Genomic DNA, 20,901 nt, shown 5'->3' with positions numbered 1-20,901 from the left:
AAGGGGGGGCTTGGCCCCCCTTTTTTCATGCGCAACCTTTTGTCAAAGGCGGGCCGGAGCCACTAAAAATTCTTCGCGCAATTAAATTTCGTGGAAATAATCATTTTTTTATGATTATTGCTCTTGCGATTTTTGCTGCATCGCGGCATTGATCGTGTCAACGTAACGAAGCAGTGACTCGTTACAGGAATTGCCCAACGCAGGAGATTACATCATGGCCCCACTCGACGCCGGATATGAAGCCCCCGAAAAAGACCTCTATGAAGTCGGAGAAATCCCACCTTTGGGTCACGTGCCCAAGGAAATGTATGCTTGGGCGATCCGTCGCGACCGTCACGGCGAGCCGGACAAATCCTTTCAGGTTGAAGTGGTCGAAACCCCCAAGCTGGACAGTAACGAAGTACTGGTCTTTGTTATGGCGGCAGGTGTGAACTACAACGGGGTTTGGGCAGGTCTTGGCATCCCGATCAGTCCGTTTGACGTACACAAGGAAGATTACCATATCGCAGGTTCCGATGCCTCGGGTATCATCTGGGCGGTTGGTGAAAAGGTTAAGCGCTGGAAAGTCGGCGACGAGGTGGTGATCCATTGTAATCAGGATGACGGCGACGACGAGGAATGTAACGGCGGCGATCCGATGTTCTCGGACAGCCAGCGCATCTGGGGCTATGAAACGCCGGACGGGTCTTTTGCCCAGTTCACTCGCGTTCAGGCCCAACAGCTTATGCCACGTCCACAGCACCTGACATGGGAAGAAAGCGCCTGTTACACGCTGACACTGGCCACCGCCTATCGGATGCTGTTCGGCCACCGTCCGCACACGCTGAAACCGGGCCAAAACGTACTGGTTTGGGGCGCTTCAGGTGGTCTGGGCAGCTTTGCGATCCAGTTGATCAATACCGCAGGGGCCAATGCCATCGGTGTGATTTCAGACGAAGACAAGCGCGAGTTTGTGATGTCCCTTGGCGCCAAAGGTGTGATCAACCGCAAGGATTTCAACTGCTGGGGCCAATTGCCAGAAGTGAACACCGACGAATATAAAGCGTGGTTCGCTGAAACCCGCAAGTTCGGTAAGGCCATCTGGGACATTACCGGCAAGGGCAACAACGTCGATATGGTGTTTGAACACCCCGGTCAGTCCACGTTCCCTGTGTCCACTTTCGTCTGTAAAAAAGGCGGTATGGTTGTGATTTGTGCGGGCACCACCGGCTATAACCTGACAATGGACGCGCGTTACATCTGGATGCACCAGAAACGTGTTCAGGGGTCCCACTTTGCCCATCTGAAACAGGCTGCTGCTGCGAACAAGTTGATGATGGAACGTCGTCTTGATCCTTGCATGTCCGAAGTTTTCTCATGGGAGCAGATCCCCGATGCGCATATCAAGATGCGCAAGAACGAGCATAAACCCGGTAACATGGCCGTGCTGATCAGTGCCACACAAACCGGTCTGCGCACCTTTGAGGATACGCTTGAGGCGAGCCAGGCCAAGTTCTGAGCTTAACAAAATTAAGAAAAACAGCCCGCAATTCGTCACCGGATTGCGGGCTGATTTGCTTTGAAATGAACGATGGACCGACAGGAAAGTGTTTGTTTTCGGGGTTTAAGTGAAATGCACTCGCTATTTCCAGTGAGTTTACTAATAAGATTTTTCGGTTCAAACTTACTCGTGGTATAGTTGTATTAATCCCCTGTTAACCTTTGTAAACGAGACTCATTATGTCACAAGAATGGATCATCTCAGTCCTCAAGGACTTAAAGAATTTTGCAAACCAAAACCAGTTGGGACGGTTGGCAGAGCAGTTGGACGACACAATCCATGTTGCTGTGGCAGAGACAACAACAAAGGCCCGCAATATCGCGGCGGCGGAGGGTGATGCAAAATCAAATAGGGACGTTTCTCGAACGCGTGGAGCAATGTAAAACGCTTATCGAACTGAACACGGTGGTCGCAGAGTTGCGGCACATTTTTCAGGTTAACCACGTTGTTTATCATTCAGTCAACAGCCTAGGGGAGCCCTACGCGCTGGCAACATACGGTCAGGAGTGGGCCGAGTATTACGAAAGCGAAGAACTGTATCGGGTGGATCCTGTTGTTCTTGGGGCGTTCCAACGGTTCCACCCATATGATTGGAAGTCGCTCGACTGGGAAAAGAAACCGGCGCGGCGGTTCTTTCAAGAGGCGCAGGACGGGGGGGTGGGCAATCAGGGCGTATCCGTTCCAGTGCGCGGTCCACACGGCGAATTTGCACTGTTTTCTGTCAGCCACACCTGTTCGGACGAGGTCTGGACCCGCTTTCTCGCCGCCCATATGCCCAACTTTCTTCTTATCGGTCACTATATCCACGCCAGTATTCGCGCGCTGGAGTTTCCCGGAGTAGAGGGCAATTATGTGGTGCTGTCGCCACGGGAAACCGATGCACTGCGCTTGCTCGGGGCGGGATTGAACCGGGGGCGTGCTGCGGAACAATTGAAGATTTCGGAACACACCTTGCGGGTTTACATTGAATCCGCACGTTCGAAATTGAATGCATCGAACACGACACATGCTGTAGCTAAGGCAATGGCGCAGGGTCTGATTAATATTTAATATCATAGTGTTGAGGCGTGTTCCTCAGGTTTACAAAACCTTACCGTTGCGCACGGTGATGAGTTGTTAACCAAAATTACCGAAGTCTGGACGCAGTTCATCTTGAAATCAGGATCGTCTGCACCTTACCCTTAACTTAGGGAAACCGGCGGTCTAACGTCCGGAGTTTCTTATGCTTTCTTATCTCTATGCCGATGAAATCGCTGCCTTCCCGCTGTTGCAGGATACGATGTTTCGCGACCGCAAGACCCAGTTCGTGGACCGGCTTGGTTGGGACCTGACGATCGACCGGCGGGGTTGGGAACAAGACGATTATGACGGGATGAACCCGCTTTATGCGATCTGGCAACTGCCCGATGGCAGCCATGGCGGGTCCATGCGGGTGCTGCCCACTACGGGGCCTTGCATGACCAACGATCATTTCTGTGATGTGACCGGCGGGGCAATTACCAGCCCGGTGATTTGGGAAAGCACACGGTTTTGTCTGTCGCCGCGCGTTTCGGATCAGGCGGGGCGGATATCTGCGGCCATTATGCTGGCGGGGTGTGAAATCGGGTTGGGGTTCCATCTGCGGCACGCCATAGGCGTCTTTGATGCGCGGATGGTGCGGATATATCGCCGGTTGGGATGGGCGCCGGAAATCGTCGGGTCGCAGGGGCAGGGTCGCCAACAGATTGCAGTCGGGCTGTGGGAATTCTCGCAACAGATTCGCGATACGCTGTGTGTCGCCGCCGATGTCAGCCCTGCGCAATCTGCGGATTGGTTCGCTGCTGCTTTTGGTGCGAAACCCATAAATCTGGCGCAGGAGATGCCAAGCCAAGTTTCCCCGCGCTGGTCGTAAAAAGCCGTTCAGTCCGGTGGGGTGTTGCGCTATGTTGGCGCGAAACAAGACCGGACCCGAGGCCATGCAGTTTTCTGAAGATCAAGCCAGTGCCTATGATGCTGTGGCCGAGGTGCTGAAAGCCTCGGGTGTGGATTTGGAAAACGGGATGTTGATCCCTGAAACAACCGGCAAACAGCAGACGCTTGCGCTGTTGGGGAAGGCGGGGTCGGGCAAGACCATGCTGCTGGCCAAGATTGCGGACGCGCTGACTGATGCGGGTGTGGACACGATCAGTGGCGATTATGAGGGGCGCGCGCGCAAGGAACGCCGCACCCTCGCGATCCTTGCGCCTACAAACAAAGCGGCCAGCGTTCTGCGCAATCGGGGTGTGGCGGCGACGACCATCCACCGGATTCTTTACACGCCGATGTATGATCCGGAGTATGAAAAGATCGCTGAATGGCTTGCAGGAAACGCGGAAAAGCCCGAGATTGAAGGCCTGAGCGATATTGCGCTGGATCGCGCGGCGCAGTTCTATGAAGGCAATAAGTCCATCCCCGGCGCGTTGGCTGTGGCCGGGCTGCGCGGGTCCGATTTCATCGTGGGTTGGAAACGCCGTGAAGATCCGCTGGATGTTGGATTTGTAGACGAAGCTTCCATGCTAGACGACAAACAGCTTGGGGATTTGCAGGAAATCTTCTCTACGCTGATCTTGTTTGGTGATCCCGCACAGCTTGCCCCTGTGGGACAGTCCGGCAGCATGGCCTTTGATGATCTACCCGAACCGCGCAAGCTGTACCTGAACCGAGTGCACCGTCAGGCGGATGATAATCCGATCCTCGATCTGGCCCATGCGCTCAGCGATCCGGCGTTGGAATTTTCCGAGTTCGAGCGGATGATCGAAGAGGCTGCGCGCAAGGATGATCGTGTAATCGTGTCCCCTCGCGTAGATGCCACTGCAATGGCCCGCGCGCCGGTTCTGGTCTGGCGTAATGCCACCCGCATCCGTCTGATCCATGCCTTTCGAAATGCCTTTGGCGCACCAGCGGAAATGCTGTTGCCCGGTGAACCGCTGATTTGTGACGGGCTGGAACTGCCGATGAAACACCGCAAGAAGCGTATTGATCTTGAAGCCCGCGGGCTGATCAAAGGGGCGCAGGCGGTCTATCTCGGGGAAGGGCGCAAGCCCGGTTTTTCGCGCCTCCACGTGGTTGGCGCAGAAGATCCACAGGTTTCTGCGGCGACCATTATCAAGATCGAGCTGCCCGATCAGGAAGAACCGTTCATTCCGTCCGCAGCGCGGATGGGGGCGGCGTTTGTTCACGGGGCGGCCTGTACAATCCACAAGGCGCAAGGGTCGCAGTGGGGCGATGTGCAGGTGTTCGCGCCGGATATTTATGCAGCAAGCCGTGCAGGACGCACCGAGGCGGGGATCGCCTTGTGGAAGCGGCTGGCCTATGTAGCAATCACGCGAGCGGAGCACCGGTTGCACTGGGTAACACGGTATATGCTGGCCAAACCGGTGGCACCGCTGGGCGTCGAGGATTTGCGCCGTGTTGCAGCGCCGGTGCTGGAGCTGGAAGAGCAGCCCGCCCCGCCGGAATAGGGGCCGCGTCAGGGGCTCTGCCCCTGTGACCCCGGGATATTTAGGGCCAGAAGAAGCCGAGCTCTTGTCTAGAATACGATGTTCATCATGACCAGAGATACGATTAGGAACAGAATGGTCATGATGCCGCCTGTACGCATGAAATCCACCACACGGTAGCCTGCCGGACCCATGATCAGCGCGTTGACCTGATGGGTCGGGATCAGGAAAGAGTTGGAGGTGGAAATCGCAACGGTCATTGCGAAAACGGCCGGATCACCGCCCGATGCTATCGCGATCGAAACCGCGAGGGGCACCAGCAGGACGGTGGCGCCCACGTTCGACATAATCAGCGTAAAGATCGTGGCAAGGATCGCAACGCCCGCTTGCAAGGACCAGATCGGCCAGCCGTCCAAAACCGAGAGCACGCCTTGGGCAATCCATTCTGCGGTGCCGGTCATCTGCACCGCTTGCCCAAGCGGGATAAGCGAGGCGAGCAGGAATACGGTATTCCAGCCGACCGCATTATACGCTTCGTCCATATTGATCACGCGGGTTACGATCATGCCCACGGCCCCTGTCAGCAGGCACAGGGACAGGCGCATATCCGTGAAAAGGATCAGGCTAAGCGAGATGATGAAGAACAGAATAGCCCAGCCGACTTTTTGCGGGCGCAGTTCTTCCTGTGGAAAGTCGGTGGTAACGACGACGAAGTCGCGGCCTTTTTTAATGCGGACCAGATTTTCCCAAAGCACGTGGACGACCAATGTGTCACCGGCGCGGAACGGCACCTTGCCGATGCGGGTGGCTTCGTGGTCTTCATGTTCGACGTGGCTCATTGTGTCGTCGCCGCGATGAATCGCGAGCATGGACATACCATAGGTTTTACGAAGCGCCAGATCCTGTGCGGTCTTCCCGATGACCTGACTGTCCGGCGGCACAACAATTTCAGCAACGCCGCTTTTGGTGGCAGCGAATTCTTCAGCGAAAATATCGAGGTTTGGTTTGATTTCCAGCCCGTAGATATCTGCCATTTCCTCTATCACCTTGCGTCGGCCCAGAATGGCCAGACGGCAGGGAGTAGTGATTTCTGTAGTGACCAGTGGCGCAATCCATCGGTGGCCTTGGAAGTAACTGCCGATAATGTAGCAATGGTGTACGTCCATAAGGTCGCTAAACGTTTCGCCGAGCAGGATGTTGCCTTCCGGCACCTCGACCTCCACGATGTCGGCTTTCAGCCCGTACAGTCGTTTGAGATACGCGTTCATCGTTTGGCCGGACGTGCCGTCCCCCTTGGTCGTGGAGCCGGGCAGCACCCAGCGTCCAAACAGAACGAAGTAGGCAATTCCGGTCAGCACCAGTGCAAGGCCGACCGGGGTGACCGAGAACAGGGTGAAATGTTCCATCTGTGCATCGGCGGGCAGGTCCAGGTTCGATGTGTCGATCAAATCGTTCAGCAGGATCAGCGGAGAGGAACCGACAAGGGTCATGGTTCCTCCGAGGATCGCACAAAAGCCCATGGGCATCAGTAGGCGCGACATGGAAATGTTGGTGCGCGAGGAAATTCGCGAAACCACGGGCAGAAACAGCGCTGCGGCGCCCACATTTTGCATAAAGCTAGAGATAAAGCCCACTGAAGCAGAAATAATCGGGATGATTCTCCGCTCCGCCGTGCCGCCGTATTTCAGGATCGTAGAGGCTACCGTGGACATCAGGCCGGTTTTGTCGAGCCCCGCGCCAAGGATCATCACCGCGATGATCGAGATCACCGCATTAGAGGCGAAGCCGTCGAACAGGTGGTTGATCTCGATCAGACCACCGAGGCCCGGCAGGTAACTGAGTGCGCCGAGCAGCACCATCACGATCACAGCCGCCACATCAACGCGGACGATTTCGGTTACAAACAGCAGGACGGTAAAGCCGAGCAAAGTCAGCACAACGATCATGTCGGGGGTTAGGGTAGTCGCGTCCACGGGCGTGTAACCTCTTATCGTTCAGGTTCTTAACGGTATACGCGCGCAGGACGCTTCGGGCAACCAGCCAGTTGGCAGGTTTCCAAGGCATTTACTGGACTTAAAGGGGGGAGTTCATGCGAATTGGTGGTGCGGATCAGGTGGGGATTACCTAGACAAAGCCAAAGCGCTGCGCCAGAACTTAGGCAGTTCGGGACAATACAAGGCGAGTTTTACATGGCACAGACGATCGTAATCACCGGCGCAGGCAGCGGGATTGGCAAGGCAACGGCGCAAGCTTTTCTGGCGGCGGGCTGGAATGTCGGATTGATCGGCAGACGCGCAGAGCCCTTGGAAGAGGTCGCGGGCGGGCAGGATTCAGCGCTTCCGGTGTCCTGTGATGTCACGGATGAAGCACAGGTGGAGTCCGCGTTCGAACGGATCGCGGATCACTTCGGGCGGATCGACACGCTGTTTAACAATGCAGGAACCGGTGTGCCAGGGTCGAGCATTGACGAGATGGACGTAGCAGCGTGGCGCAATTGTGTGGACATCAACCTGACCGGCAGTTTTTTGTGCGCCCGTGCAGCATGGCGGGTCATGCGCGGGCAATCTCCACAGGGGGGGCGGATCATCAACAACGGCTCTATTTCCGCAACCACGCCGCGTCCCGGTTCAGCGCCTTACACTGCGACCAAACATGCAATCAGCGGTTTGACCAAAACGCTGGCGCTGGACGGGCGGGCGGTCAACATCGCTTGCGGGCAGATCGACATCGGCAATGCCCACACCGAAATGGTCACCCAGATGGTTGAGGGTATCGTGCAGGCGGATGGTTCGGTGAAGCCTGAAGCGACGATGGATGTGCAACATGTGGCCAATGCGGTGCTGCATATGGCGGGGCTGCCGTTGGAGGCGAATGTTCTGTTTATGAACGTTATGGCGCGGGATATGCCATTTGTCGGGCGCGGTTAGAGCGTTTTGTGCATGACGAGTGCGGATGATTTCTTACCGTTTGGACCGTTGTAATAGTCCTTTCGGAAAGAAAGCGCGGCAAAGCCGGTCGCTTTATAAAGTGCAATTGCCGGAGCATTGTCTTCGACGACCTCCAGAAAGATTTCCTCACAGCCGGTGGAGTGCAGCTCTGCCAGAAGCCCTGTCAGTAATACGCGGGCTTTGCCTTGGCGGCGGGCGTCAGGGTGAACCGCAATGGTCAGTAGCTCTGCCTCTGGTCCGGCGCGGCGGACGATAGCAAATCCCTGATCGAGGGTTTTGACGAGACAAAGCGGAGAGGCGCAGAGGTCTGTGAGCTCTGCTGTGGACCACGGGCGGGGCTGGGTGAAACAGGCCGCGTGGATCTCTGCCATTTGCTCCGGTGTCACGGCAGAATGCGCGGGGGCTGTTCAGAGGGCAGCGCCGCATCCGGTGCACGCACATAAAGCGGGGCAGGGCGTGGGTGTTCCTCGGTTCGGCGCAATTGCACGAGTGCACCTGTGTTGCGGATCACATCTTCGGCGCAGACTTGCGTGATATCTGCAAGCTCCAACGGGCTGTCGGACAGGTAAGACTGATCGTGGGGCAGGCTGTCCCGTTCGACGAGTTCGACATCGGACAGGGCGACGCCATTGTCAAAGCGCTGGTGATACACGCGGTTCTGGCGGGCATCGACCACCACAGATTGCGGTCCGGCGCTGCCATAAGCGATCGCGTCGAGACGGGAGATCCCGATGGCGGGCACGTTTAGGGACAATGACAGACCACGGGCGGCAGCGACAGAAATACGGATGCCGGTGAAATTACCCGGTCCAACGCCCACACCAAGCGTGTTAAGGTCGGGCCAGTTGTAGCCTGCCGATGTTAGCAAGTATTCAAGCATCGGCAGCAGGTGCTCTGCCTGTCCTTTGGACATTGGATCGACGCGGCAGGTCAACATGTTCGGTCCTTGAAACAGGACAGCCGCGCAATGCGCGGCTGCTGTATCAAAGGCCAGAGTGAGTGGTTCAGGCGGCAACGGGGCGCACCTCGGTTACTTCGGGGATATAATGGCGCAGCAGGTTTTCGATGCCCATTTTCAGGGTAATGGTCGAAGACGGGCAGCCTGCGCAGGCGCCTTGCATGTGCAGGTAGACGATACCGCGATCAAAGCCGTGGAAGGTAATATCGCCGCCATCCTGTGCCACAGCGGGGCGCACGCGGGTGTCCAGCAGATCCTTGATCTGTTGCACGATCTCGCCGTCTTCGCCCGTGTGTTCCTTGTGGCCGGTGTTTTCCGCATCCGCGCCCATCACGGGCTGGCCGGACTGGTAGTGTTCCATGATCACGCCAAGAATGGCTGGTTTGACGTGGTTCCACTCGGTCTGTTCGTTCTTGGTCACGGTGACGAAATCGGGGCCGAAGAAAACCCCTGTTACGCCCTGCACACCAAAGATGCGCTGCGCCAGAGGCGAGGCTTGTGCCGCTTCCTCTGTTGGGAAATCGGCAGTGCCGGTGGAGAGAACCGCCTGACCAGGCAGAAATTTCAACGTGGCCGGGTTTGGGGTGCTTTCGGTCTGGATAAACATGTCTTTTACATCCTTTTGGAAGGTTGCCCTAGATATGCGCTTCCAACGGCGCACTGTCAAGATTTAGAATTATTCTAAAGAGGCTGCGATTTGGCGGAAAACTGCGATATTGCTTTGGGTGACTGCGCCGTTCCCCACTCGGAAATTGGTGTCTCCGGCGTTTACGGCGATCACGACCTGTCGCGCTGTGTCCACAAAAATATACTGGCCATAGATCCCGATTGCGTAAAATTCGCCCTCGGCTGCGGCGGCGGGGCGCCACCATTGATACCCATACCCCTGCGCACCCTGCGGGGTGGCGGCGGTCTCGGGTGTCGGGGGCGGGGCGGATTGAGCGGTTGCGGCTTTGACCCATCTGGTTGAAACGATCTGCTTGCCGTTTAACTTGCCACCTTGTGCGAACAATTGGCCGAACCGCGCGTAGTCCCGTGTTGTCATGTTTAACCCGCCGAGCACGAAGGGCTCCCCCATGCTGTCGGTTAGGAAATAGGGTTTCTGTTCAAGCCCCATAGGTTGTAGCAGAAGGTCCGAGACAAGCGCATTGGTCCCTTGGCCTGACACCGCGCGCATCACCATGCCGATCACATGGGTGTCGATAGAAACATAGTTGTTATAGGTGCCGGGTGCGTAGTGTTGCTGTGTCAGACCGGCGGCAAAAGCATCCATAGACCCGCCCACCGCGAGCAGGCGGCCCATGCGGTTGATATCGGAATGATAGTCGAGATAATCCTCGTTAAACGCAACCCCGCTGGCCATGTTCAACACGTTGCGAATGCTGGCCTGCGCGTAGGCGGAGTTCTCAAGCTCCGGCACCAGAGAACCAATTTTCGTGTTAAGGTCGGGCATCATACCGCGGTCCACCATCACGCCAAAGGTGGCTGACAGGACGCTTTTGCACATGGACCACGAAATCCGCCGGTCCTGCGCTGTGGTGCCTTTGAGATACTCTTGATGAACAATCGCGCCGTCTTTCAGGACCACCAGCGCCGTGATGTTACGTTCTTGTTGCCATGTCTCCAGATCAAAGCTGCGCCCCTTATGGGTGAAGTTTTGTTCAATAGGGCGCGGCGCTTCGGGCAGGGGGCTCGGGGTTTGCGGCGTGACCTTGGCGTCCTGATGGTAGAACAGCGCCTGCATGTTGCCAAAGTTGCGAATAATGTTTTGCGGGGCAAACAGGCTGCCAGTGCGCGCCACGCGCCGGATGCCGTTAACGTCCCCTTTCACCAGCAGGCGGCCGAGGATTCTGGCTGTGTCGGCATATCGGGCGTAATCAGGCATGGGACGCTTTCAGGAAAATTTGTCTTTCAGCTTTTGTAGCGGGCTGCGGGTGTCCTCGGCGGGTTCCTGTGTTTGCGGTTCCTTTATCTTAGCAGGCGTTTTGGCCGGCTTCGCAGCTGTGTTGGAAGAGCGTGGCGGGGCCACGCGCAAGGCAACCGCATTCATGAACCGCCCGCTATCGCCCTTGGCCAGATCCGGTGCCCCATCAGACATACCGCGCAGCAGATCGTCGATCCAGTTTTCGTCCGCCTTGGGGAAATCATGAAGCACGTAACCGGCTACCGCTTCTTTACGGCCCGGATGGCCGATGCCGATGCGCACCCTTGCATAAGCCTCGCCTACGTGTTGATGGATGGACCGAAGCCCGTTGTGGCCCGCATGACCGCCGCCCTGTTTCACACGGCATTTGCCCGGAGCGAGGTCCAGTTCGTCGTGAAAGACAGTCAGGTCTTCGACAGTTGCTTTGTAAAAACGCAAAGCCTCTCCGACGGATTGACCGGAGAGGTTCATGAAGGTTTCCGGCTTTAGCAGGATCACCTTTTCGCCGCCAAGCCGCCCTTCAGAGACCTTGCCCTGAAACTTGCCCCGCCAAGGAGCAAAGCCGTGGTCCGCTGCAATACGGTCCAGTGCCATGAAGCCGATGTTGTGCCGGTTATTGGCGTATTTTGCGCCTGGATTTCCAAGTCCGACAAAAATTTGCATGAGGGATAGTCCTTTGGCGGGTGTTCGATTCGCTGGCTTTATAACGGGTATCCCTGCAAGATGCCAAAACCGCAAAGAAAAACCCCGCGCGTTCTACGGAACACGCGGGGTTTAAGATGAATCGCCGGTGAGGCTTATTCTTCTGCGGCGTCTTCTGCCGGTGCTGCTTCTGCTTCGTCTTCAGCTTCGTCATCCGCAGATTTCAGGCTGGACGGTGCAGAGATGTTCGCAATCACGAAGTCACGGTCTGTGATCATCGGGCGCGAACCTTCTGGCAGGGTCACGTCGGAAATGTGAACGATGTCGCCTACGTCCAGATCGGCCAGATCGATTTCGATCGCGTCAGGGATGTTGCCCGCTGTCACTTTCAGTTCGATCTCGTTACGCACAACTGTCAGAACGCCGCCACGCTTCAGGCCAACGGAGGTTTCTTCGTTGATGAAGGTTACAGGTACGAACAGGTTCACACGGGATGTGCGACGCAGGCGCATCAGGTCGAGGTGAACAGGCAGGTCTTTCACAACATCGCGCTGGACGTTACGGCAGATCACACGAACATCTTCCTGACCTTCAACTTTGAGGTTGAAAAGTGTGGAAAGGAAACGGCCGGCTTTCAGCTGTTTCAGAAGTTCGTTGAATTTTACGTTGATCGCGATCGGCTCTTCGCCGCCGCCGTAGACAACACCAGGTACAAGCCCGTCGCGACGAGCTTGACGGGCGGCCCCCTTGCCGGTCCCGTCGCGTGATGTGGCGATGATGTTTGGCATCTCGGCCATGATAATTCTCCAATATGTAAAGGCGGCAATCCTCCAAGGGTGTAAGTGCCGCGTGAAGCCGCTCCATTAGGGGGGAAATGGTGAAAAGGCAAGCCTGAATCTGGTGCGCTGTGTGGCCGGGGGGCATGGGCCGTCGTCGTGTGTGGTGTTTTATGGCGGAGGTTTGCTGGAAGTACAAAGGGGCGAGGGCGCGCAGCACTGGGGTGCGATTTAAGTGCGGGGAGCATAAGGTGATGATTTTGCTTCGAAAATGCCGTTAACATACTGCCGATATGAAGCTTCTTAAATGAAGCTTCATATATGACGCGTCTTGTATGACGCTTCATATTTGCAGGGTGATAAGCAGATGCGATTGGCCGTTTTTCCGGCTAAGGATTCTTCAAAAAGAGTTCTCTTTGTTCGGGGATCTGGTGGTCAATGAGCGACTTGCCAGCGGCGTTGCCCGCGGGGGAGCGCAGCCTAGTCCAAAAACATCACGCACAAAAAAGCCACCCGCTGCAGCGAAATCGGGTGGCTTAAAAATGGGCTTCTTTTCACCCTAAGGTCTATTCCCATTCCCCGCGGAAATCCTTCGGGATCAGCAGGTTATTCCGCCCCATATTGTTCAGGTCCCGCTCCCCGCAGAGCGCCATAGTGATGTCCAGCTCCTTGTGGATCACATCAAGCGCGGCTTTCACGCCTTCGCGCCCCATTGCGCCCAAACCATGTACGAACGAGCGTCCGATCATCGTCCCCTTGGCCCCCAAGGAAATCGCCTTTAGCACGTCCTGACCAGAGCGGATGCCCCCGTCCATGTGAACTTCAATCTGATCGCCCACCGCGTCAACGATGTCAGGCAACATCCGGATAGAGGACATCGCCCCGTCAAGCTGGCGGCCCCCGTGGTTCGACACGATCAGCGCATCGGCCCCGACCTCGACAGCTTTCTTCGCGTCATCCACATCCAGAATCCCCTTCAGGATCAACGGCCCACCCCAGCGTTCTTTGATCCACGCCACATCGTTCCAATCCAGTGTCGGGTCAAACTGCTCGGCCGTCCATGCCGACAGGTCGGTCATATCCTCAACGCCTTTGACGTGGCCGATAATATTGCGAAATCCGCGCCGTTTGGTGTTGAGCATATTGTAAGCCCAGCGCGGTTTGCTCGCGATGTTCATGATGTTTGGCAGTGTCAGGCGCGGTGGCGCGGAGAGGCCGTTTTTAATATCCTTGTGCCGCTGCCCGAGGATTTGCAGATCATAAGTCAACACCAGCGCCGAACAATTCGCCGCTTTGGCGCGGTCAATCAACCGGTTGATGTAATCGCGGTCTTTCATCACGTACAGCTGGAACCAGAAAGGTTTGGTGGTGTTTTCGGCCACATCCTCGATCGAGCAGATCGACATGGTGGAAAGGGTAAAGGGCACATCGAATGCTTCGGCGGCTTGCGCGGCGAGGATCTCACCGTCGGGATGCTGCATCCCCAGCATGCCAATCGGCGCAAGGGACACCGGCATCGCATATTCCTGCCCGAGCATCGGCATCCGCGTGGTACGGTTGGTCATATCCACAGCCACCTTCTGACGCAGACGCAGGCGCGCAAAATCATCTACGTTGTCGCGAAAGGTCTGCTCGCTCCAGCTGCCGCTTTCGGCGTAGTCGTAAAACATACGCGGTGTGCGCTGCTGGTGCAGGGCTTTCAGATCATAGATGTTGGTAATTGGTGCCATGGCCGACCTCTCTTGCGATATTTGCGGTAGAATAGGGGCAAGGCTGCAGCAGGCTCAAGTGGGGATTACGCCAAACTGGTCAAACGGATTAACCAGATTGTGCGAATTTCACGGGTCTCAGCGCTTTTTACGCAGGAGCCGTCCGACAATGTAGGACGTGCGCGGCACATATTTATAGCGGGTTTTGGTGCCACTGGTGGGACGAACCCCCATCCGTGCCAGACCGAACACCACCAGAAACACGTGGGCGGCCGAGATAAACAGGAACAGGGCCGACGGCCCGAAGCCGGTAATCAGCGCAGAGGCGACGACAGGGCTGAAGATTGCGCCGACCGCGTAGATGAACATCAAGGAGGCATTTACCTCCACAACATTCTCGGGCTTGGCAAAGTCATTGGCGTGGGCGGCGGACACAGAGAAGATCGGGAAGGTCATCAACCCGAACAAGGCAGCCATCAGATAAACCATACCCAACGTGTCAGGATTAACGAAGGAAAACCCCACGCAAACCACAACAGAGGCGACAGACAAGCCGATGAGAACATGCCGCCGGTCAAATTTGTCGGCCAGATACCCCACCGGAAACTGCGCCACCGCACCGCCGATTAGTACGGTTGCCAAAAAGGAACCGATCTGTTGGGCCGTCAGTCCGATTTCCTGACCGTAAATCGGAGAGACCATGCGGAAGGCGGCAGATGTGGTGCCTGCCACCATCACCCCCGCTGCGCCAAGGGGCGACAGGATGGCCGTGCGGATCGGGTGCAGGCGGGGGGCTGCAGGAACTTTAGGCTGCTCGATCCGCGACAGGGTCAGCGGGAACAGGCAGGCACAACACAGGATCGCCAACAGATTATAGGACACATAAGACGCTGGCTCCAACACGCCGATCATCAATTGCGCCAGCGAGGACGCACCGATATCCACCACGCGGTAGGTGCCCATCACGCGCCCCCGCGTCTGGTTGGTCAGCTTGGCTTGCATCCACGCTTCGATCACGGTGTAGCACCCCGCAACGCACAGGCCTGTCATGATCCGCATCACTGCCCAAGCCGAAGGATCAAGCAGCATGGGATGCGCGATGGCACCGATCGCGCCGAACGCGGCAAAGGCGGCGAAGGCACGGGTGTGGCCGACCGACCCCATAAGACGGGGGGACCACCAGCAGCCGACAAAAAAGCCCAGAAAATGGGCCGAGCCGAGTATGCCGATTTCATTGTTCGTAAAGCCGAGCTTATGCCCCGACAGGGCATCCAGCGGCCCGATTGCGCCGGAGGACAGTTGCAAAAAGGTGATCGACAGAAACAGGGCCGCAAATGAAATCAGCAAACGCATGGGAAGTTTTTAACCTCTATTAAGCGCAGCTTGGCCTGTTCCTGTCCCCAAACCTGTTGTGTTCCCGACAACAGGTTGCCGTTTTTGCGGGATTATTTCCGAAATCAGAATTTCTCGGGCTGTAGGGCGCGGGCCATGTGATCAAGAACCGCGTTCACGAATTTTGATTCGCGTCCTTCCGGAAAGAAGGCTTTGGTCACGTCCACATATTCCGAAATCACCACTTTGGGCGGTGTGGCTTCGCTGACCAGTTCGGCACCCGCCGCGCGGAACAGGGCGCGCAGGGTGGGGTCGATGCGTTTCAGCGGCCATTTTTCCACCAGCGCCTGATCTGTGTGCTGGTCGATCTTGGCCTGATTGCGCACAGCGGCCAGCAGGACGCGCTCAAAGAAACCGGCGTTGCCTTCAAGCCATTCATGCTCTTCTTCTTGCGCGCCAAAACGGTGGTTCTCAAACTGGTCGCGCACCGTTTCTGCATCCGTGTCGGAGGCTTCCATCTGGAACAGGGCCTGCACCAGATACATCCGTGTGGCAGATTTTATTTGTCGTTTGTCAGCGGGTTTCATGCTGTTTTAGTGTCCTTGTTGTCGCCCGCCATCAAGATGTTCTCGGACGCGGGTTTGAACCCGATACCTTTGGTTTTATTCAAAAAGCGCCGTGACAGGGCAATCAGGTGAAGCGCGGCTTCGGCTGCACCGCCGCCTTTGTTCTGGCCTTCGCTGTCAGCGCGGACTTCGGCTTGGGTGCGGTTTTCAACCGTCAGAATGCCGTTGCCGATGCAATAGCCGTCCAGTCCCAGCAGGCTAAGCGCGCGGCTGGAGTCGTTGCAGACCGTGTCATAGTGGGATGTCTCGCCGCGGATTACACAGCCAAGGGCGACAAACCCGTCAAAATCGTTGGAGCGCCCTGCAAGACGGATCGCCGTCGGAATTTCCAAAGCGCCGGGAACCTCGACCAGATCACAGGTGGCGCCAGCCGCTTTGATCGCGGCTTGGGCGCCAGTGACCAGATTGTCAGCAATGTCCTTGTAATAAGGCGATACCACGATCAGCATATGGGGCGCATCGCCGTCAAACTGCGGGCTGGGCAGCACATAATGGGTTTCGGAACCGGCCATGGATCAAGCTTTCTTAATGGGGCGGGTGCCCACGATGTTCAGGTCATAGGCTTCAAGACCAATCACTTTGGGCATGGGAGAATCCGTAAGCAGGATAAAATCCCGCAAACCCAAAGAGGACATGATCTGCGAGCCAAGCCCAGTATAGCGCAATTGCCGCGGTGTCGAGTCTTCGTCCAGTTGCAATTTGGCCTCAAGGTCGCGGAACAGCATGACGACGCCGCGCCCTTCGTCTGCAATGGTTTCCATCGCACGGGCCAGCTCGCCGGCGGGGGCGGGGCCAAGGCCGAGAATATCTTCGAGCGGGTTCATCGCATGGGTGCGCACCAGAACCGGTTCGGATGTGGTGATATCGCCTTTGACCAGCACGACGTGTTCCGTGTCATTGGTTTTGTCGGTGAAAATTCGCAGGTTCCAGTCGCCGCCATAGCTGGAGGTGACATCGCGGTTGGCGGTTTCGCTGACCAGATTGTCATAGCGCAGGCGATAGGCGATCAGATCGGAAATCGTGCCGATTTTCAGCCCGTGCAACTGGGCATAGCTAATCAGATCGGGCAGGCGGGCCATTGTGCCGTCATCGTTCATGATCTCGCAGATCACGCCGGACGGGTTCAGCCCTGCCAGACGGGACACGTCCACGGCAGCTTCGGTATGGCCTGCGCGCACCAGAACGCCGCCTTCGCGGGCGCGCAGCGGGAACACGTGGCCAGGAGTGGCGATATCCTGTGCGCCGCTGTTTTCGTCGATGGCCACAGCGATCGTCTTGGCGCGGTCATGGGCCGAAATGCCGGTGGTCACACCTTCGCGGGCTTCAATTGATACGGTAAAGGCGGTTTCGTGGCGGGATGAATTGGCGGTGGCCATCATCGGCAGACCCAGCGCGTTCAATCGCTCCGATTCAAGGGACAGGCAGATCAGCCCCCGTCCGTGGGTGGCCATAAAGTTCACCGCTTCGGGCGTGGCCATTTGCGCAGGGATCACCAGATCGCCTTCGTTCTCGCGGTCTTCATGGTCCACAAGGATGAACATCTTGCCAGCTTTGGCGTCGGCTATGATGTCCTCGATCGGGGAAATCATGTCGTGGAAGGTGTCTTCGGTCATACTGTCACCTCAGGTCTTTGTCATTTCAGCCAGCCGCGCCACATAGCGGGCGAGCGTGTCGATTTCCAGATTGATCCGGTCCCCGACGGATACATCCCCCCAAGTGGTATGCTGTTTGGTGTGGGGGATGAAGTTGATGTCGAAATCTGTATCTTCTACACCGTTCACCGTCAGCGACGTGCCGTTCAGCGCGACGGACCCTTTGGGCGCAATAAACCGCGCCAGATCATGGGGTGCGCGCAGGGTAACACGGGTGCTGTCGCCTTCGTCGTGGAGTTCGATCACCTCGGCCAGTCCGTCCACATGGCCCGACACGATGTGCCCGCCCAGTTCGTCCCCGACCTTAAGGGCGCGTTCCAGATTGATCCGCCGACCTTGGGCCCAATCGCCAAGGTTTGTTTTGGAAACGGTTTCAGCCGAGATTTCCACGTCGAACCAGTTGGTGTCCGCGGATTTGCCCATTTCGATCACTGTCAGGCAGACGCCTTCGCAGGCGATAGAGGCCCCGAGGTCAATCGTGGCAGGATCGTAATTTGTCGTGATACGGGCGCGCAGATCGCCCCGCTGTTCGAGCTCGGCAACCGTGCCGATATCCGTGATGATACCTGTGAACATGTTTTTCACCTGTTTTATGCTCCTCTGCACCTAGCTCTTGTGTACAAATTGAGCAAGTCTAAGTATGCTTTTTGCAGGGTCGAACGGGAGGCCCGTTACCAGCGCGATGACTGTTTTTACCCTGAAATACAGGCGTTCGGTGAACGTTAACGTCAAGGTTGGCTTTTTATTCGTGACTTTGCAGACAAAAGAACAATATTAGAGCGACCAAGGGGCATCAGACCAAACGGTCTGCGGTAAGTTTACTTTGCAGCAAGAAAAGAAATCCTTTTTGTTCTTACAGGGTCCGCATGGCCCGTTTTTTTACGACCTGAGCAAGGCAATTTCGCAGTCTGGCGCAGATGTCACCAAGATCGGTTTCAACGAAGGCGACCGGTTTTTCTGGCGCAATAGGTCCACCTTTGTGGCGTTTACCAAACCCTACGAGCAGTGGCCGAAATTTGTCGAAGATTTTCTGGGAGACGGGATCACCGATCTGGTGATCTACGGTGACACGCGGCCCTTGCACAAGGCTGCGGTTGAGGCAGCTAAAAGGCTCGGTATTCGGGTGCACTGCTTTGAAGAAGGTTATCTGCGCCCCTATTGGGTGACGTATGAAAGGGGCGGTGTGAACGGCTATTCCCGCTTGATGGGGATGAGCGTTAACACCATGCGCGAAGCGCTTAGTCATGTGGACAATGACCAGCCCGAAGCACCTGCCCGCTGGGGCGACATGCGCCAGCATATTTTGCTCGGGGCGGTGTATCACTGGCATATATTGTTTCGGAACCGCCGCTTTACGAACTATAAAACCCATCGCGATAGTCCTGTCAGCCACGAGTTCTGGTTGCACTTCAAACGTCTTGTCACCCGACCGGCCCATGCGTTCCGCCGTTGGCGCGCGACCCAAGCAATTAAACGCAACGGGTTTGTCTATCATCTTAGCTTGCTGCAACTTAGCCATGACTCTTCTATTCGCAGCCACTCCGAATTCACCGGCATGGCGGAATTCATGCGCATCTGTGTGGAGGCTTTCGCCAAAAAAGCGCCCAAGCACCACCATCTGGTATTTAAATCACACCCGCTGGAGGACGATAGACAACCCTTGTCCAAAGTGGCGGATCAGCTTGCAACAGAGTTCGACCTGACGGGGCGCATTCACTTTGTGCGCGGGGGGAAGCTGGCAGAATTGCTGGATTATGCCCGCTCGGTTGTGACCATCAATTCCACTGCGGCGCAACAGGCGCTATGGCGTGGGCTGCCGGTGAAGGCGCTGGGGGCGGGTGTGTTCTGCAAGCCGGAGTTTACTTCTGATCAAGCGCTGGAAGATTTCTTTGCAGCGCCGAAAAAGCCGGACCTGACTGCCTATCGCGATTACAGACAGTTTTTGTTGATGACCTCGCAAATTACGGGGGGGTATTATTCCCGTCGCGGGCGTGTCCGCTTGGTACGACAGGTGGTCGATATGGTCCTGTCAGAGCAGGACCCTTATGATGCGTTGGAAACCGACAGCGCGTCCCCTGTGCAACAGTTTCAGGTCGTCAAATAAGACGCCTTGGGAAAGGGCTTTGATTTCTTTAGCCTTTGTGCCACGCTAAAAAGAAAAAACTGAGGCAGTTTTGACAAAAGGGGCAGAAACTTTGTCAAAAGTTAACAAACCTAAGGCCGGGTTAATGGCTCTCTTCGTTGTGGCGTTCACAGTGTCAGCTTGCGGTTTGCCGCGACCTGGGCCAAACAAACGCGAAATTTTTGCGGGCAGCGTCCAGCAAAAAGGCAACGCTTACATCGTTTCCGTGAATGACAGGGTAGTGCAGGCGACAGCCGATGCGCCGAATGCGGGGTTTGACGCCGCCTTCCTGAACGCGGGACGCATTGGCGCGGATACGATCCGGCGCGGCGACAAGCTTCTTCTGACGGTGTATGAAAACGTGGAAGAGGGACTGTTTGGCACCGCTGGCGCGCCCTCTACGCTGACAGAACTGCAAGTGGACCAGACCGGCCACATTTTTATTCCCTACGCGGGCCGCATTCGCGCCGCTGGCAATACGCCAGAGGCATTGCGCCAGATCATCACGCGCAAGCTTGACGCGCAGACGCCAGATCCGCAGTTCATCGTGACCCGCGCTGCCGGTGACGGTTCGACGGTTTCAATCGTTGGCGCTGGCGGGCAGGGGGTTTACCCGATTGAAGCCTCGACCAGCACGCTGTCTACCATGATCGCTGCCGCTGGCGGCGTCACAACCGATCCGGAAAACACCCGCGTTACAGTGATCCGCGGATCCCATAAAGGCACCGTCTGGCTGGAAGATCTGTTTGCCAGCAACAAACAGGACATTGCGCTGCGTCCGGGGGATCGCATTCTCATTCAGGAAGACACTCGCCGCTTTACCGCGCTGGGCGCCACCGGTTCACAGTCTTTGGTGGAATTCCCCCAACCCAACATGACCGCGATTGAAGCGATCGCCTATTTGGGTGGCCTGAACAGCAATCTCGCTGACCCGACTGGTATCTTCATTTTCCGTGACGAGACGCCGGACTATGCCAACCGTGTGCTTGGTCGGAATGATTTCACAACGCCGAAACGCTTTGCTTATGTGTTGGACCTGACAGAGCCGACTGGCGTGTTTTTGGGCCGTGATTTTGAGATCCGAGATGGCGACACGATTTATGTCACCGAGGCACCTTATGTGCAGTGGACGAAAACGCTGTCTGTCCTGACTTCCAGCGCAGGTGCGGCGAATTCGCTTGCTGCGGCGACTGGCGGGTAAATCCGTTTAGACA

General features: G+C 56.6%; 20 protein-coding genes. 7 read left to right on the top strand and 13 right to left on the bottom strand.

What is annotated here, in order from left to right; all coding sequences use genetic code 11:
• The first annotated feature begins 214 nt into the window (after positions 1–214).
• The 4 genes from ccrA (at position 215) to IEX10_RS12965 (ending at position 5,019) form a co-directional block, all read left to right on the top strand.
• On the top strand, positions 215–1,498 hold the full coding sequence (gene ccrA / locus IEX10_RS12980; protein WP_188675951.1) for a crotonyl-CoA carboxylase/reductase: 1,284 nt from the start codon (positions 215–217) through the stop codon (positions 1,496–1,498).
• 378 nt (positions 1,499–1,876) lie between these two features.
• On the top strand, positions 1,877–2,590 hold the full coding sequence (locus IEX10_RS12975) for a helix-turn-helix transcriptional regulator (RefSeq protein WP_188675948.1): 714 nt from the start codon (positions 1,877–1,879) through the stop codon (positions 2,588–2,590).
• 172 nt (positions 2,591–2,762) lie between these two features.
• Positions 2,763–3,431 (top strand): acyl-homoserine-lactone synthase, encoded by a 669-nt coding sequence (locus IEX10_RS12970; RefSeq protein ID WP_188675945.1) that lies wholly within the window; start codon positions 2,763–2,765, stop codon positions 3,429–3,431.
• 64 nt (positions 3,432–3,495) lie between these two features.
• Complete coding sequence (locus IEX10_RS12965; protein ID WP_188675942.1) at positions 3,496–5,019, top strand: ATP-dependent DNA helicase; 1,524 nt, start codon at positions 3,496–3,498, stop codon at positions 5,017–5,019.
• A gap of 68 nt (positions 5,020–5,087) precedes the next feature.
• Here IEX10_RS12965 and IEX10_RS12960 read toward each other — a convergent pair whose 3' ends face one another.
• Positions 5,088–6,944: an SLC13 family permease gene (locus tag IEX10_RS12960; protein ID WP_188676455.1), complete on the bottom strand. Its 1,857-nt coding sequence runs from the start codon at positions 6,942–6,944 to the stop codon at positions 5,088–5,090.
• A gap of 243 nt (positions 6,945–7,187) precedes the next feature.
• On the opposite strand from IEX10_RS12960, the gene IEX10_RS12955 reads away from it, so the two are divergent.
• Complete coding sequence (locus tag IEX10_RS12955) at positions 7,188–7,925, top strand: SDR family oxidoreductase (protein ID WP_188675939.1); 738 nt, start codon at positions 7,188–7,190, stop codon at positions 7,923–7,925.
• On the opposite strand, the gene IEX10_RS12950 is transcribed toward IEX10_RS12955, so the two are convergent.
• The 12 genes from IEX10_RS12950 to IEX10_RS12895 all read right to left on the bottom strand — a co-directional run bounded on the left by IEX10_RS12950 (position 7,922) and on the right by IEX10_RS12895 (position 18,141).
• Positions 7,922–8,317 carry a GNAT family N-acetyltransferase gene (locus IEX10_RS12950; RefSeq protein ID WP_229678545.1) on the bottom strand — a complete coding sequence of 132 codons (396 nt, stop codon included), beginning with the start codon at positions 8,315–8,317 and terminating at the stop codon, positions 7,922–7,924. The two genes, IEX10_RS12955 and IEX10_RS12950, sit on opposite strands and share 4 nt — an antisense overlap.
• An 11-nt stretch (positions 8,318–8,328) precedes the next feature.
• Positions 8,329–8,961: a tRNA (adenosine(37)-N6)-threonylcarbamoyltransferase complex dimerization subunit type 1 TsaB gene (gene tsaB / locus IEX10_RS12945; RefSeq protein WP_188675937.1), complete on the bottom strand. Its 633-nt coding sequence runs from the start codon at positions 8,959–8,961 to the stop codon at positions 8,329–8,331.
• A complete protein-coding gene (locus IEX10_RS12940) occupies positions 8,951–9,511 on the bottom strand; it encodes a NifU family protein (protein WP_188675936.1) in 561 nt (186 codons plus the stop codon). Before IEX10_RS12940 ends, tsaB begins: the two co-directional genes overlap by 11 nt.
• Positions 9,512–9,580: 69 nt before the next feature.
• On the bottom strand, positions 9,581–10,789 hold the full coding sequence (locus tag IEX10_RS12935; protein WP_188675935.1) for a serine hydrolase domain-containing protein: 1,209 nt from the start codon (positions 10,787–10,789) through the stop codon (positions 9,581–9,583).
• A gap of 9 nt (positions 10,790–10,798) precedes the next feature.
• On the bottom strand, positions 10,799–11,491 hold the full coding sequence (gene pth / locus IEX10_RS12930) for an aminoacyl-tRNA hydrolase (protein ID WP_188675934.1): 693 nt from the start codon (positions 11,489–11,491) through the stop codon (positions 10,799–10,801).
• Positions 11,492–11,625: 134 nt separating this feature from the next.
• On the bottom strand, positions 11,626–12,267 hold the full coding sequence (locus tag IEX10_RS12925; protein WP_373287472.1) for a 50S ribosomal protein L25/general stress protein Ctc: 642 nt from the start codon (positions 12,265–12,267) through the stop codon (positions 11,626–11,628).
• Between the two features lie 545 nt (positions 12,268–12,812).
• The gene (locus tag IEX10_RS12920; RefSeq protein ID WP_188675933.1) at positions 12,813–13,976 is read right to left on the bottom strand and encodes an alpha-hydroxy acid oxidase; all 1,164 of its coding nucleotides are present in this window, start codon (positions 13,974–13,976) and stop codon (positions 12,813–12,815) included.
• A gap of 117 nt (positions 13,977–14,093) precedes the next feature.
• The gene (locus IEX10_RS12915; RefSeq protein ID WP_188675930.1) at positions 14,094–15,308 is read right to left on the bottom strand and encodes an MFS transporter; all 1,215 of its coding nucleotides are present in this window, start codon (positions 15,306–15,308) and stop codon (positions 14,094–14,096) included.
• 104 nt (positions 15,309–15,412) lie between these two features.
• Complete coding sequence (gene nusB / locus IEX10_RS12910) at positions 15,413–15,874, bottom strand: transcription antitermination factor NusB (protein ID WP_188675927.1); 462 nt, start codon at positions 15,872–15,874, stop codon at positions 15,413–15,415.
• The gene (locus tag IEX10_RS12905) at positions 15,871–16,425 is read right to left on the bottom strand and encodes a 6,7-dimethyl-8-ribityllumazine synthase (protein ID WP_188675924.1); all 555 of its coding nucleotides are present in this window, start codon (positions 16,423–16,425) and stop codon (positions 15,871–15,873) included. Before IEX10_RS12905 ends, nusB begins: the two co-directional genes overlap by 4 nt.
• Positions 16,426–16,428: 3 nt before the next feature.
• Complete coding sequence (gene ribB, locus IEX10_RS12900; protein ID WP_188675921.1) at positions 16,429–17,526, bottom strand: 3,4-dihydroxy-2-butanone-4-phosphate synthase; 1,098 nt, start codon at positions 17,524–17,526, stop codon at positions 16,429–16,431.
• A gap of 9 nt (positions 17,527–17,535) precedes the next feature.
• Positions 17,536–18,141, bottom strand: coding sequence for a riboflavin synthase (locus IEX10_RS12895; RefSeq protein WP_188675918.1), 606 nt, complete (start codon positions 18,139–18,141; stop codon positions 17,536–17,538).
• A 271-nt stretch (positions 18,142–18,412) separates the two neighbouring features.
• Here IEX10_RS12895 and IEX10_RS12890 point away from each other — a divergent pair, with 271 nt between their 5' ends.
• Together IEX10_RS12890 and IEX10_RS12885 are read left to right on the top strand one after the other, a co-directional pair.
• The gene (locus tag IEX10_RS12890; protein WP_229678543.1) at positions 18,413–19,669 is read left to right on the top strand and encodes a capsule polysaccharide biogenesis protein; all 1,257 of its coding nucleotides are present in this window, start codon (positions 18,413–18,415) and stop codon (positions 19,667–19,669) included.
• Between the two features lie 124 nt (positions 19,670–19,793).
• Positions 19,794–20,888, top strand: coding sequence for a polysaccharide biosynthesis/export family protein (locus IEX10_RS12885; RefSeq protein WP_188675912.1), 1,095 nt, complete (start codon positions 19,794–19,796; stop codon positions 20,886–20,888).
• The last annotated feature ends 13 nt before the right edge of the window (positions 20,889–20,901 follow it).

This window comes from Neptunicoccus cionae (genome assembly GCF_014643735.1).
Lineage (GTDB): Bacteria > Pseudomonadota > Alphaproteobacteria > Rhodobacterales > Rhodobacteraceae > Amylibacter > Amylibacter cionae.
Note: the sequence above shows the minus strand (reverse complement) of the source record. Positions and strands in the feature narration are given on the sequence as shown.